Genomic DNA, 13,728 nt, shown 5'->3' on the forward strand with positions numbered 1-13,728 from the left:
GTTCTACACTAGGATTAAGGTCGCAAAAATATAATTATATGGAGGAAATTGCAATGGCAGCAATTAGTCAAGAAAGAAAACAAGAAATTATCGCTAAATTCCGTACTCACGAATCAGATACTGGTTCTCCAGAAGTACAAATCGCAGTATTAACTGCAGAAATCGATGCTTTAACTGAGCACTTAAACACTCACAAAAAAGATCACGCAGGTCGTCGTGGATTACTTAAAAAAGTTTTCCGTCGTCGTCACTTACTAGACTACTTAATTAAAAAAGATATCCAAAGATACCGTGAATTAATTAAAGCTCTAGGATTAAGAAGATAATTTTAAAAATACTTATAGGAAAGCCGTTTGAGACACTTCGGCTTTCCTTTTTCTATGAATGTAACAGAAGAGTAATGATATTTCCTCTCAAGTTTTTTATATATTTTTAATATGATTATAAAACATAATATTCTTAGAAAATTACAAATATAACAAATATTTATATTTATATCAAAAAAGTATTGACATAATATTGAAAAATTGATATACTATTAAAGTACTTCAGAGAGAGGTAAGTATATAATATGTCTCAGTAGCTCAGCAGGATAGAGCAACGGCCTTCTAAGCCGTCGGTCAGGGGTTCGAATCCCTTCTGGGACGTCACTTAGAGTAGATGAAAATCTACTCTTTTTTTATTTTTATAGATAATGAAAATAAAAAAAAGAACGTCTAAACAACGCTCATTTTTACTTCTATTACTTTATTCACTTCTGGTATTTTTTCAACAATAGTTTTTTCAATTGCATATTTTAATGTGATATGTGATAGTTCACAATGTGCACATTCACCTAAAAATCTAATTTTTAAAATCCCATTTTTAAAATTAATAAATTCTATGTTTCCACCATCTTTAATAAGTTTAGGGCGTATTTTTTCTAACTCAAATTTAATTTTATCAACAGTTTCATAATACTCTTTATTCAAAACGAATCCACCTCTCTATAAAATATTATACTGTTCGGCAAAAGAAAAGTCAATAAAGCAAGAAGACATAAATATTTGATATTGTAAGTAATTTAAAATAGTTTACATATAAATATTAAATAAAGATAAAGTTTTATTAAATAGGACGAAGGAGAATTGTTTATAGATAGAATATATAATAAAATTAGAAGGAAAATCAACGACAAAAATAAATATTTAAACATTTGCTTAAATCAAAATAATTTTTCAAAAAATGTTTACACATGTAAATTTTATTAACATTATAGTGTTTCGAGATTAATATTAATAGAAGCCTTTAAAATTATATAAGCAACTATACTTATAAAAAAATATTATGTAAATTTAAACGCTTTTAAATAATTCATAAAATATTCACAAATTATTTTATAAAATATAAGCAAGATACTGTTATTTTGTTAGAAAAACAGTTATAATATTAAATAGAAAATAAAAAATAAAGAGGGATACATTTTATGGCTAATACAGATAATCAATTAATTTTGATAACAGATGTAGCGGTTGGTAAATTCCAAGAAATGTTATTTGATGCTGATAAACGTGATAGTTACTTGAAAATTTCTATCGCTTTAGAAGGAACACAAATGCATTACGCTATTGATATTAAGGACGAATTAGAAGATGGTGATAAAGTACTTAACTTTGGTGATCTTAAAGTTCTTGTTAATGAAGAAGATGAGCTTCTTTTAAAAGGTCTTGAAATAGATTATGTTCAAGATGAATACGGTAGTGAGTTTACACTACACAATCCAAATATGATTGAAATCTATGATGATGAAGATGGCGGTTGCTGTGGAAACGGCTGCTGCTGCGGTTAAAATACAAAATAACAGATAAAAGGAGAAATTGATACTATGAAAAACGTAGTTATTTTAGGTGCTGGGTATGCGGGACTTACGACTTTAAAAGGATTAAAAAAAGCTGCTAAAGCTGGAGAGGTAAAAGTTACTTTAGTAAACAAAAATTCTTATCACTATGATACAGTAAACTTACACGAAGTTTCTGCAGGGAATATCCCAGCAAAAGATATTTGTATCGATATTAAAGATTTAGTATCACCAGGTGTAGAATTTGTTCAAGACGAAGTAATTAAAATTGATGTTGAGAAAAAATTAGTATTAACTAAAAAACATGAGCTTGACTATGATGTACTAGTTGTTGGATTAGGATTCCAACCTGAAACATTTGGAATTGAAGGTATGGCTGAAAATGCATTACCAATCGCCAATGTTAATGCTGCAGAAAAAATAGCTGCTACATTAGAAGACAACTTCAGAAAATATGCTACAAGTGAAGAAAAAGATGTAAAAGATATTTCAGTTATCGTAGGTGGAACTGGATTAGCTGGTATGGAATTCTTAGGGGAATTAGTTCACCGTAAAAAAGAATTATGCTCTAAATACGGAATTGATGAAAAATTAGTTAAAATTTACGGATTAGATGCTGCTCCAACATTATTACCAATGTTTACTAAAGAGTACAGTGACTACGCAAGAAAATACTTAGAAGACAATGGAATCGAAATTATCTTAGGTGCTGGTATTAAAGGGGCTACTAAAGATAGCTTCACTATCGAAGTTGATGGAGAAAGAAAAGATTTATATGCTTCTACACTAGTATGGACTGCTGGTGTTCGTGGTAACAAACTTATGGACGAAGCATTCCCAGAACTTGCTAAACGTGGTCGTCTTGTAACTACACAACAATTAACAGTACCTGGACACGATGAGATTTACATCGTAGGTGACTGTGCTGCATTCATCGAAACTGGTCAAGAAAGACCTTATCCAACAACAGCTCAAATCGCTAACCAAATGGGAGCATATGTAGGAGCTAGAATTAGCGGAAAACAAGTTGGAGACTTCAAATACATCAACCGTGGTGTTGTATGTTCATTAGGTCACAAAGATGGTATTGCTGATGTTATGGGTGGTAAAAAAGCTAAAGGATTCAAAGCAGCTAAACTTAAAAAAATTATCGAAGCTAAAGCAATTTATGAATTAACAGACTTCGTTACTGCACTAAAAAACCAACGTATTCTTTAATACAATTATAATAAAAATTATTTAAGAAGGCCCAATTAATTTTGGGTCTTTTTATTTTTGAATATTATTTAAAAGATAAAGTTAATTTAGTATTAAATTTTTTCTAATTATAGTATTTTTAGCCATGTTAATTTGAAAAAAAGTTGTAATTATGGTAAGATATAGTGTAGAGAAAATTTAACCAAATAAAGTTATGGGGAAAAATTATGATATATAAAATAGCAAATACAGCGGAAGAATATGAACAAATTTTCAAGTTGAACTATGAAACATTTGTCGAAGAAATTCCTCAACATGAAAAAAATGAAACTAAAAAATTAAAAGATAAATTTCATGATAAAAACATATATATAATAGCTAAAAAGAAAAACGATGTAGTTGGTATGATTGCATTATCAGATCAGCGTCCGTTTTCTTTAGACTTAAAACTTAATGATATAGATAAATATTACAAAGGTATTTATAAAAAACCTGTAGAAATAAGATTATTATCTATAAAAGAAAAATACAGAAAAACTAAAGTTTTTACAGAATTATTGCAAAGAACATTTAATTATATTATTCAGAATACCTATGATATTGTGTTTATATCAGGAACAACTAGACAAGAAAAACTATACAAGCATATAGGCTTTACAAAATTCCATGAGAACGTAGGAACTAAAGATGCTGAATATATGCCTATGTATCTTTCACTTAAGAGTGAAAATAAGGTTCTTGATAGAATGGCAAAAGCTCAAAGAATTAACTTTTTACCGGGACCAGTAGACTTATCTCAAGATGTTATTGATAAATTATCTAAGCAATTGTACTCACATAGAAGTAATGAATTCGTTAGTTTAACTAAAAATACACTTTCAAAAATAGAGAGAATTTTAGATGTAGAAACAGCGACTATTTTACATGGATCAGCTACATTAGCCAATGAAGCTATAATGGCGCAATTGAAAGGTAGAAATCTTAACAATGGTCTTGTTTTAGCAAATGGTGAATTCGGAAATAGATTAGTTCGTGAAACAAAACGTCACGGCTTAAATATCGAATGTTATTCTGTAGGTTTTGGAGAAAGCTTTGACTTAGAAGTTGTAGCTGAAAAATTAAAATCAGGAAATTATGATTTTGTTTATTTAGTTCATAACGAAACTAGTGTTGGAATATTGAATGATTTAGAAGAAATTACAAAAATCGTTAAACAAAATAATTTAGTACTTGCAGTTGACGCAGTTTCTGCAGTAGGTGCTATTAAATATAGTTATAAAGATGTTGATTATGTAGCTTGTTCATCAGGTAAAGCCTTTTGTTCTGTAGCTGGATTAGCAATTGTAGGTACTAATTGTGAGTTAGTTCCATTGGAAAGCACGCCACTATATCTAGATTTACACTATGCTAATAAAATGACATCGATACCTTTCACTCAACCATCTATTTTAATGGAAGCACTAAATACAGCTTTAGACGCCTTTAAAACAGATGAAAGGTATGAAAAGGTTCAGGAAAAATATTCATATATGAAGGCAGGACTTAAAGAATTGGGTCTTCCAATAATGAAAATAAAAGAAAAAGAAGTTTCACCGGTGATTGTAACTGTAGAATTGCCTGAAAACATTAGTTCACTTAACATTGGAGCTTCACTTGCAATAAATAATATTTTTATTCATTATAAGAGTTCATATCTTCAAGAAAGAAATATTATTCAGTTTTCATTTATAAATATTAATACAACAAAAAATGAATTAGATTACACATTAAATATATTAAAAGAAATGATAGGAGATTATTAATGGCAGTATTTAAAGTATTTTACCAAGAAAATTCAAAGGAAATTCCAGTAAGAGAAAACACACAAGTGTTATATGTAGAAGCTGATGGAGTACCAGCAGTAAGAAAGTATTTAGATGACAGAAACTATAATGTAGAACTTGTTCAAGAATTAAGCGAAGCATATTTAGAGTTTGAAAAACAATCTGAAGACTTTAAAGTGGAGAAAGTTAATGGATAAAATCATTAAAAAAAATGAAGTAGGAGTAGCTGCTATTGGTGGTTTAGGAGAAATCGGTAAAAACACCTATGCTATTCAATACCGCGATGAGATTATAATAATCGACGCTGGAGTTAAGTTCCCTGGAGATAATATTCTGGGAATTGACTATGTAATACCTGATTACTCATATATTGAAAAAAATATTGATAAAATCAAAGCGTTGATTATTACTCATGGTCACGAAGATCATATTGGTGGATTACCATTCTTACTTAGAAAAGTTAATTTACCAATATATGGTGGGCCATTAGCAATTGGATTGATTAGATCAAAATTAGAAGAACACAACTTACTGGCTAAAGCTGAGCTTAATGTTATAGATGAAGATACAGTGTTAAGTTTTAAATATTTAAAAGTATCATTCCATAACACAACTCACTCTATTCCAGATTCATTTGGAGTTATTGTAAATACTCCACAAGGGAATATTGTTCATACAGGTGATTTTAAATTTGACTTTACTCCAGTAGGTCAAGGATCAAATTTACACAAAATGGCAGCAATAGGAGAAAAAGGAGTATTGTGTTTACTTTCTGATTCAACAAACTCAGAAAGAACAGAATTTACTCAAAGTGAAAAAGAAGTAGGTAAAACTATTTCTAATATTCTTCGTAAAGAGAAACATAGAGTAATATTTGCAACTTTCGCTTCAAACGTATATCGTGTAAAACAAGTTGTAGAGGCTTGTATTGAACATGGTAGAAAGATTGTTGTATTCGGCCGTTCTATGGAGAAAGCTATTAAAATTGGTACAGAATTAGGGTATATTAAAGCACCTAAGGAAACATTTGTAAATAGTAAGTACTTAAATCAAGTAGATCCTAATAAACTACTTATTTTATGTACTGGAACTCAAGGAGAAGAATTAGCAGCGTTAAGTAGAATAGCAAATGGAACACATAAGAAAATTACAATAATGCCAACGGATACTGTAATTTTTGCTAGTTCGGCAATTCCAGGGAACACTCTGTCTATTAATAAAAATATAGATTTATTATCAAAACTTGGGGCAAATGTTATTACTTCTAGTGTTAATAATGTTCATACATCTGGGCACGGTTCGAAAGAAGAACAAAAACTAATGTTTAGATTAATCAAACCTAAATATTTCATGCCTATTCACGGCGAATATAGAATGCAGGTTATTCATGCTCAAACAGCAGCAGAATGTGACATTCCACTAGAAAATTCATTTATTATGGAAAATGGTGAGGTATTAGCATTAACTAGCGATAGTGCAAGAATTGCTGGTAAGTTTGATGCATCAGATGTCTATGTAGATGGACTTGGAATTGGAGATATCGGTAGTGTTGTAATTAAAGATAGAAAAGAACTATCTGAAGAAGGTGTTATCGTAGTTTCAATTGCAATTGACTTTGAAAATAAAAAATTAATGAATAATCCCGATATAATAAGTCGTGGATTCGTTAATGTAAATGAATCAACAGAATTATTCGGACAATCTAAAGCAGTTGTTAAAGATGCTGTTTTATCTGTACTATCGAATGAGGAGTGCGGAGTATATCAAGTTAGACAACAAATTTTAGAATCTTTAGGGGAATTTTTAGAAAGTGAAATAGGAAGAAAGCCTGTTATTTTACCAACAATATTGGAGGTGTAAATATGAAATACAGAAGTGTATTTGATATTATAGGTCCGGTAATGGTAGGACCGTCAAGTTCACATACAGCAGGAGCAGTTCGTATCGGTCTATTTACAAGATATATTTTTGGAATGCAACCAGAAGATGTAAAAATAACATTATATGGTTCGTTCAAAGAAACTTATAAAGGACACGGAACAGACATTGCTCTTATCGGTGGATTATTAGGGTATAATACGTCTGATAAGCGTATAAGAACTAGTATGGAAGATGCAAAAGCAGCAGGGATGGAGTTTGAGTTCATAGAGAGTGGAATTGAACATATTCATCCAAATACAGCAAAAATAGAAGTTCAAGCTGGTCGACATAGCCTCGATCTTATTGGGAAATCAATAGGAGGAGGAAAGATGGTTATCTTTGAACTGCTAGGCTTTGATGTGAATTTATCAGGTGACTTCCCCACTTATTTCATTTTTTATAAGTTTAATGATAAAAATAAAGAAGAATTATCACTTAAAATTGTAGAATTGTTTGGTGATAAAAAAGTAAGTGAGAAATATTCTAGTTCTATTTTAGAAGGAACTAATTTACTTGTAGTTGAGTCTCTAGAGAAACTAAATAAAGAAAGCATTCAAAAAATAACTGAACTAGGATTTGTTAATGAAGTAAAATTTGCAGATAAATTGTAGAGGGTACAGAAATGTTTACTAGTTTAGAAGAAATCGTAGAAAAATCAAAATTAGAACAAAAACCTGTTTCTGAGTTGATGATAGAACAAGAAATTGAAGTGAATGGTGTAACTCGTGTTGCAGTAGAAAAATTGATGAAAAGAAATTTAGCTGTCATGATGCAAGCTGTTGAAGAAGGATTAGCAGGAGTAAGTTCAAAAACAGGACTTACAGGTGGAGACGCTAAAAAACTACAAGAGTATATTAATAGTGGTAAATCAATTACTGGTAGTGATTTTTTAAACGGAGTTGCTGCAGCAATTGCAACAAATGAAGTTAATGCATCTTTAGGATTAATTTGTGCAACTCCGACTGCTGGATCGGCTGGAGTACTTCCAGGCTGTATTCATGCGTTAAAGGAAAAATTCAATATTGATGAAGAAACGCAGTTAAGAATGTTATTTACAGCTGGAGCTTTTGGATTCGTAGTAGCTAATAATGCTTCATGTTCAGGAGCAGAAGGTGGATGCCAAGCTGAAATTGGTTCAGCAAGTGCAATGGCAGCGGCAGCTATAGTAGAAGCCATGGGAGGAGATGCCGAGATGAGTGCTCATGCATTTGCCATTGCTTTAAAAAATATGTTAGGACTTGTTTGTGATCCAGTAGCAGGATTAGTAGAGGTACCTTGTGTAAAAAGAAATGCGGCTGGAGCTTCTACAGCTTTAATGGCAGCAGATTTAGCTCTAGCAGGAATAAAAAGTCGTATTCCAGCTGACGAAGTGTTAGAAGCAATGTATAAGATAGGACTTGAAATGTCTACTACATTAAAAGAAACTGCTAAGGGTGGTTTAGCAATCACAAAAACTGGAGAAAAATATAGGAGTTTATTATTCGGTAATGATTAATATTTTAGAAAAATCGGTAGGAACTATAAAAGGTGTTGGAAAGAAATATTTACAGGCATTAAATGAATTAGAAATATATACGATTCGTGATATTCTGTACAATATTCCTTACAGAGTATCTAGTTCTACTGATTTTTCTTCTTCTGTAAAAGATAATGAGAAAGTAATAACTACAGGAAAAGTAGAAACTAGAGTAAGTACACAGTTTTACGGAAATAGAAGAAGTAGATCTTTTTTTACATTATCAACTTCATCGGGAAGTATTAAAATAGTATTTTTTAATCAACATTATTTAAAGAAGAATCTTGTTGAAGGTAGAGATGTAGTAGTTAAAGGAACATACAATGCAGCTAATAATACAATTACTGCTTCTAGCGTAAGTTTCAATATAATGGAAGAAAAAACTAAAGGTGATACTATCGAAGTTTTTTATCATCTGAAACAAGGAATTACACAAAAAAAGTTTATAAAACTTGTTGAAGAATCATTTAAAATGATAGATGGAGAAAATGTAATATTAGATTTGGTTCCTGAAAATTTTAAAGGGATTTGGAAGTTAGAAAGAATACTTTACACTTTACATTACCCAAAAAATTCAGAAGAGTTTGATAAGGCAAGAAAGATGTTTGCGTTTCACGAATTGTTTAATTATCAGCTAAAACTACAACTTCAAAATATAAATAGCAGAATTGAAGATACTAGATATAGTGTAGGAGTGAACAATAAAGATATTAAAGTATTTAAAGATAGTTTACCTTTTACTCTAACGGGTGCACAAAGTAGAGTTATAGATGAAATAGTAACAGACTTAAATGAACCTTATAAAATGGACAGATTACTGCAAGGTGATGTTGGAAGTGGTAAAACCGCAGTTGCAGCTGCAACTTTATATGCAACTATTAAAGCAGGTTATCAAACTGCAATTATGGCGCCGACAGAGATTCTAGCAAATCAGCACTTTGAAACATTCTTTGAGTTTTTTAAAGATTTAAATATTTCCGTAGCATTGTTGACAAGTAGTACTCCCAAAAAAGAAAGGAATACTATTTTAAGTCTACTTGAAGTAGGTGAGATAGAATTATTAATTGGAACACATTCTTTAATACAAGAAGATGTAAAGTTTAATAATTTGAAATATGTAATTACAGACGAACAACATCGTTTCGGAGTAAGACAACGTCAATTATTAAGTAATAAAGGTGAAGCTGTTAATTCATTAATGATGACAGCAACGCCAATACCAAGAAGTTTAGCAATCACTTTAATCACAGATATTAAGGTATCAACAATAGACGAGTTGCCAGCGGGTAGAAAAAAAGTTCAAACTTATAAAGCAAATAATAAGAGTTTTTATAAAGTACTTGATAATATTCGGATGGAACTTGATAATGGTAGACAAGGTTATGTGGTTTGTCCATTGATTGAAGAATCTGAGAAGATAGATCTTCAAAATATAGAAGAAACCTATGAAAATATTAAGAATTATCTACCAGATGACTATAAAATTGCAATACTTCATGGTAAAATGAGTAATAAGGAAAAAGACGCAATTGTTGAAAAATTTTTAGCTAAAGAAATACACATATTAATCTCTACAACTGTTATAGAAGTTGGTGTAAATGTACCTAATGCTACATTTATGATAATTGTGGATGCTCATAGATTTGGGCTTGCTACATTACATCAACTTAGAGGACGTGTAGGAAGAAGTAAGTATCAATCGTACTGTATCTTAGTAACTGATTCTAAGAGTGAGCGTATTGATATTATGTGTTTAGAAAATGATGGTTTTAAAATTGCGGAATTTGACTTAAAACAACGAGGACCAGGTGATTTCTTCGGTACGAAACAAAGTGGTGTTCCTAGTTTTAAAGTTGCTGATTTAATAAATGATGTAGACTTAATGTATCTAGCCAAAAAATTGGCTGTGAAAATTATAGAAGTAACAGATAATAAGCAACGGCTATTACAGTATGTAGGATTAGAAGAGACAATTATTTAGGAGGATTAGATGAATAAAAAATTAAAAAATACATTACTAAATATTCTTATCGTAGTATTGCTATGTACGTCAGTAGTGCTAATATTCAAAAATCAAATTAGAGAATATCTAACAGGAAATGCTAACGATAAGATAATAACAGCTTATAAAAATGGTAAAGGTGAAGTAGACATACCATGGTGGCAAAAAATGTTTACGGATAATGAATCAAAAATTAAACTGACAGACTCAATGTTAGGAATTTTAAAAATTGATAGTGTACAAATAGAAGAACCAATTTTCCAAGATGTTACTGAAATTAACTTAATTAATGGAGTAGCAACATCACAAGAACCATCAACTTTAGATGCGCAAAACGTAGTTATCGCAGGTCACAGTGTGCAAGGTGTTGGTATAAGATTTAATAATTTAAACAAAATAAAAAATGGAGCTAAGATTCAAATTATTTCAAAAGATAAATTACGTACATATGAAGTAAATAAACTTTATGATGTAGTGCCAACACAAGTGGAAATTTTAGAACAGCATGAAAATGAACCGAAGATATTAAAATTATTTACATGTGATAATTTCAATCCGCAAACAGGTGTATGGGAAAGTAGATTTGTAGTCGAAGCAAAATTAATAGGAGAAGAAAGTGCATAATATTATGAAAATAGGTATTGATATATTAGGTGTTGATGAACCTAGTAGAATTGTTAACTTTGTAAATAGTTATAAAGATGAAGAAGTAGAACTTTATGTTTATGGACTTGAAGAAAACTTAAATCAAATAACTAAAACAGAAAATATTATTAAGAATGTTTGTACTGAAGAGGTGTTAATGTCTGATGATGCAGCACGTGTTCACAGAAAGAAAAAAGATGCCTCAATGATCAGAATGTTATCTGATTTGAATAATGATGTTATTGACGTAGCAATTTCTGGTGGAAGTACTGGAGCTTTCATGGCGAGTTCACTATTTATGTTAGGTCGCATAGAGGGAATTTCGAAACCAGGATTAGCGTCACTATTACCTACAAAAAGCGAACATAAGTTTTTACTTACAGATTTAGGAGCTAATGTAGAAGCTAAACCTGATGATTTAGTAAATTATGCTAAACTAGGCCAATTATATATGAAATATATTTATAATATAGAAACACCATCTGTAGCATTACTAAATGTAGGTGTAGAAGAATCAAAAGGAAACAAAGTATATAAAGAAGCTCATAAGTTACTTAAAGAAGATATTAATAACTTCAAAGGAAATATAGAAGCTAGAGAGATTCTTGAGCATAAATATGACATTGTTATTTCAGATGGTTTTGCAGGAAATGTGTTATTAAAAACTATAGAAGGTGTTGCTAGTACATTAGGTTCTATGATTAAAGGAATCTTTATGGAAAACATTAAAACTAAAATTTCAGCATTACTTGTAAAAAGTGGAATTACAAAATTTAAAAAGAAATTTGATTATAGTGAATATGGTGGAGCATTCCTACTAGGGATTAAGAAACCAAGTATAAAAGTTCATGGTTCAGCTGATGAAAATGCATTATATTATGCAGTTCAACAAGCAAAACAAATACACAAAACAAAACTTTATGATATAATGATAGAAACGATGGAAAAAGGAGAATAAAAGCAATGGCAATTTTCGAAGAAGTAAAAGAAATTATTACTAAATATATTAAAGTTGATGCAGATAAAATTACATTAGAATCAAGATTAAACGAAGATCTAGATGCTGATTCAATTGATGTAGCAGATGTAGTAATGGATATTGAAGAAAAATATGATTTTGAATTTTCAGATGAAGATGCAGAAAACATTGTAAAAATCAAAGACTTAGTAAGAGTTATTGAAGAAAGAAAATAATATAAATAAGAGCTAGAGTTTTACTTTAAGTATGACTCTAGTTTTTTATAAAATTTGTTTTATTAGAATTATAGGACATATTATTTAAACTAGTTGTAAGTTTTATATGATAAGATAATTTTCAATATTATTTATATCATATAGAATTTATCTTTTTAGCTATTAACTAAAAGTAAAATATGATATAATTTATTAGAAAATAAATAAAAAGGAGAATAGTTTATATATGGATATGTTATTTAAACTATTAGCTGAACATGTATATTTAATATTATTTGTGTCACTTATTTTAGAATTTGCAGCTTTACCTTTACCAGGTGAAACTATGATGGTTGTAGCTGGAATAATGGCATATAATAATCATGGTAGTTATATAGGGATGATTATTGCAAGTGCGTTAGGAACTGTAATAGGGATGCAATTTTCTTATGAAGTTGGTAGAAGATTGGGAACTAGAGCAGTTGATAAATATGGTTCATATATTGGACTGACGCCGTATAGAATGACGAAAGCGGCTGAATTTTTCAATAAATTCGGCAACATAGTAATAGTAATTGCATACTTCTTACCAGGAGTTAGACATATACTTGGATATTTCTCAGGTATTTCACGAATTGATGCCAAAAGATTCCATCTATATTCAACAATCGGAGGGATTTTCTGGGTAGTAGTATTTATTACTTTAGGATATGTATTAGGACCAAGTGCTCCACATGCATTTAAATTATTACATAAATATGGAACAATGTTGTTCATTATTGGTATAGCTGCGTTGTTTATCTACTTAATCTTTAAAAAATTAGGTGCAAAAGATTTTGCGATCTTCTTTAAAAAACGATTTAAATATCTAGTGGTACTGCTTATTGTAGAGGCTGCGGTACTAATTAAATTTGTAGTATTAGATGAAAGAGCACACCCTAAATTAAAATCTGATATTATATTTTATTGCTTAGGATTTTTAGCATTTGTAGCATTTTTACTATATCTAAGAGTAACTTTAAAACATGATACATCTGAGAAATTACTTGTAGTTGTTGATTATCAAAAAGATTTTGTTGATGGTGCATTAGGGTTTGAAACTGCTGATCAATTAGATAAAGTCATTGCTAATAAAATTGATGAATATTTAAAAGCTGGACAAGATGTAATATTTACTAAAGATACTCATTACACAAACTATCTTTCAACTCGTGAAGGTAAACATTTACCAATTGAGCATTGTATTATTGATAGTGAAGGTCATAATTTATATGGAGATGTTGCTAATTATGAAAGTTATGCGAAAAGAGTATTTAATAAAACATCTTTTGGTAGTATCGATTTAGCACATTATATCTCACGTAGTGACTATAAAGAAGTGGAATTTTGTGGTTTAGTTTCTAATATTTGTGTATTAAGTAATATTATTATGACGCAAACATATAACGAGAAAGTAGAAATTACTGTAGACTTAAATGCGACAAAAGGATTAAGTGAAGAGGTTAACTCGACATTTAAGACTTATCTACAGAATTTAACAGTAAATGTAAAAGAATAGAATATAATATGAATCATTTTCCGAACATTTAGAAAGTGGTTCATATTTTTTTTATGT

At 30.0% G+C, this 13,728-nt stretch carries 14 protein-coding genes and 1 tRNA gene; 14 read left to right on the plus strand and 1 reads right to left on the minus strand.

All coding sequences use genetic code 11. From position 1 onward, the window contains the following. The first annotated feature begins 53 nt into the window (after window positions 1–53). Both rpsO and FOC48_RS02565 read left to right on the plus strand, forming a co-directional pair. Complete coding sequence (gene rpsO, locus FOC48_RS02560; RefSeq protein ID WP_003146386.1) at window positions 54–326, plus strand: 30S ribosomal protein S15; 273 nt, start codon at window positions 54–56, stop codon at window positions 324–326. 247 nt (window positions 327–573) lie between these two features. Then, a tRNA-Arg gene (locus FOC48_RS02565) sits at window positions 574–647 on the plus strand. A 69-nt stretch (window positions 648–716) separates the two neighbouring features. On the opposite strand, the gene FOC48_RS02570 is transcribed toward FOC48_RS02565, so the two are convergent. Beyond that, entirely contained in the window at window positions 717–971 is a 255-nt protein-coding gene (locus tag FOC48_RS02570; protein WP_003146384.1) for a NifU family protein, read from the minus strand. 494 nt (window positions 972–1,465) lie between these two features. Here FOC48_RS02570 and FOC48_RS02575 point away from each other — a divergent pair, with 494 nt between their 5' ends. From FOC48_RS02575 to FOC48_RS02630, 12 genes are all read left to right on the plus strand, one after another. Next, window positions 1,466–1,828 carry a HesB/IscA family protein gene (locus FOC48_RS02575; RefSeq protein ID WP_003146382.1) on the plus strand — a complete coding sequence of 121 codons (363 nt, stop codon included), beginning with the start codon at window positions 1,466–1,468 and terminating at the stop codon, window positions 1,826–1,828. 36 nt (window positions 1,829–1,864) lie between these two features. Next, window positions 1,865–3,055, plus strand: a complete 1,191-nt coding sequence (locus tag FOC48_RS02580) for an NAD(P)/FAD-dependent oxidoreductase (protein WP_003146381.1) — start codon at window positions 1,865–1,867, stop codon at window positions 3,053–3,055. 206 nt (window positions 3,056–3,261) lie between these two features. Further along, a complete protein-coding gene (locus FOC48_RS02585) occupies window positions 3,262–4,836 on the plus strand; it encodes an aminotransferase class V-fold PLP-dependent enzyme (protein ID WP_003146379.1) in 1,575 nt (524 codons plus the stop codon). Next, the gene (locus FOC48_RS02590; protein ID WP_003144942.1) at window positions 4,836–5,054 is read left to right on the plus strand and encodes a DNA-dependent RNA polymerase subunit epsilon; all 219 of its coding nucleotides are present in this window, start codon (window positions 4,836–4,838) and stop codon (window positions 5,052–5,054) included. The genes FOC48_RS02585 and FOC48_RS02590 overlap by 1 nt, the downstream gene beginning before the upstream one ends. Beyond that, window positions 5,047–6,717: a ribonuclease J1 gene (rnjA, locus tag FOC48_RS02595; protein WP_172497835.1), complete on the plus strand. Its 1,671-nt coding sequence runs from the start codon at window positions 5,047–5,049 to the stop codon at window positions 6,715–6,717. The genes FOC48_RS02590 and rnjA overlap by 8 nt, the downstream gene beginning before the upstream one ends. A 2-nt stretch (window positions 6,718–6,719) precedes the next feature. Then, complete coding sequence (sdaAB, locus tag FOC48_RS02600) at window positions 6,720–7,388, plus strand: L-serine ammonia-lyase, iron-sulfur-dependent subunit beta (protein WP_003146376.1); 669 nt, start codon at window positions 6,720–6,722, stop codon at window positions 7,386–7,388. Window positions 7,389–7,399: 11 nt separating this feature from the next. Beyond that, window positions 7,400–8,272: an L-serine ammonia-lyase, iron-sulfur-dependent, subunit alpha gene (sdaAA, locus tag FOC48_RS02605; RefSeq protein WP_003146375.1), complete on the plus strand. Its 873-nt coding sequence runs from the start codon at window positions 7,400–7,402 to the stop codon at window positions 8,270–8,272. After that, a complete protein-coding gene (gene recG, locus FOC48_RS02610; protein ID WP_003146374.1) occupies window positions 8,265–10,274 on the plus strand; it encodes an ATP-dependent DNA helicase RecG in 2,010 nt (669 codons plus the stop codon). Before sdaAA ends, recG begins: the two co-directional genes overlap by 8 nt. Window positions 10,275–10,283: 9 nt before the next feature. Continuing rightward, window positions 10,284–10,919: a class A sortase gene (locus tag FOC48_RS02615; protein ID WP_003146373.1), complete on the plus strand. Its 636-nt coding sequence runs from the start codon at window positions 10,284–10,286 to the stop codon at window positions 10,917–10,919. After that, on the plus strand, window positions 10,912–11,898 hold the full coding sequence (gene plsX / locus FOC48_RS02620; protein WP_003146372.1) for a phosphate acyltransferase PlsX: 987 nt from the start codon (window positions 10,912–10,914) through the stop codon (window positions 11,896–11,898). Before FOC48_RS02615 ends, plsX begins: the two co-directional genes overlap by 8 nt. A gap of 5 nt (window positions 11,899–11,903) precedes the next feature. Next, window positions 11,904–12,134, plus strand: a complete 231-nt coding sequence (locus FOC48_RS02625) for an acyl carrier protein (RefSeq protein WP_003146370.1) — start codon at window positions 11,904–11,906, stop codon at window positions 12,132–12,134. Window positions 12,135–12,360: 226 nt separating this feature from the next. After that, window positions 12,361–13,671, plus strand: a complete 1,311-nt coding sequence (locus FOC48_RS02630; protein ID WP_003146369.1) for an isochorismatase family protein — start codon at window positions 12,361–12,363, stop codon at window positions 13,669–13,671. Window positions 13,672–13,728: the final 57 nt, after the last annotated feature.

Origin of the sequence: Gemella haemolysans (genome assembly GCF_012273215.1) — a bacterium.
Lineage (GTDB): Bacteria > Bacillota > Bacilli > Staphylococcales > Gemellaceae > Gemella > Gemella haemolysans_A.

Excerpts from the sequence above, each read along its gene's own strand:
- rpsO (WP_003146386.1), top strand. The coding sequence starts at position 54 with ATGGCAGCAATTAGTCAAGAAAGAAAACAAGAAATTATCGCTAAATTC.
- FOC48_RS02575 (WP_003146382.1), top strand. The coding sequence starts at position 1,466 with ATGGCTAATACAGATAATCAATTAATTTTGATAACAGATGTAGCGGTT.
- FOC48_RS02580 (WP_003146381.1), top strand. The coding sequence starts at position 1,865 with ATGAAAAACGTAGTTATTTTAGGTGCTGGGTATGCGGGACTTACGACT.
- FOC48_RS02585 (WP_003146379.1), top strand. The coding sequence starts at position 3,262 with ATGATATATAAAATAGCAAATACAGCGGAAGAATATGAACAAATTTTC.
- FOC48_RS02590 (WP_003144942.1), top strand. The coding sequence starts at position 4,836 with ATGGCAGTATTTAAAGTATTTTACCAAGAAAATTCAAAGGAAATTCCA.
- rnjA (WP_172497835.1), top strand. The coding sequence starts at position 5,047 with ATGGATAAAATCATTAAAAAAAATGAAGTAGGAGTAGCTGCTATTGGT.
- sdaAB (WP_003146376.1), top strand. The coding sequence starts at position 6,720 with ATGAAATACAGAAGTGTATTTGATATTATAGGTCCGGTAATGGTAGGA.
- sdaAA (WP_003146375.1), top strand. The coding sequence starts at position 7,400 with ATGTTTACTAGTTTAGAAGAAATCGTAGAAAAATCAAAATTAGAACAA.
- recG (WP_003146374.1), top strand. The coding sequence starts at position 8,265 with ATGATTAATATTTTAGAAAAATCGGTAGGAACTATAAAAGGTGTTGGA.
- FOC48_RS02615 (WP_003146373.1), top strand. The coding sequence starts at position 10,284 with ATGAATAAAAAATTAAAAAATACATTACTAAATATTCTTATCGTAGTA.
- FOC48_RS02625 (WP_003146370.1), top strand. The coding sequence starts at position 11,904 with ATGGCAATTTTCGAAGAAGTAAAAGAAATTATTACTAAATATATTAAA.
- FOC48_RS02630 (WP_003146369.1), top strand. The coding sequence starts at position 12,361 with ATGGATATGTTATTTAAACTATTAGCTGAACATGTATATTTAATATTA.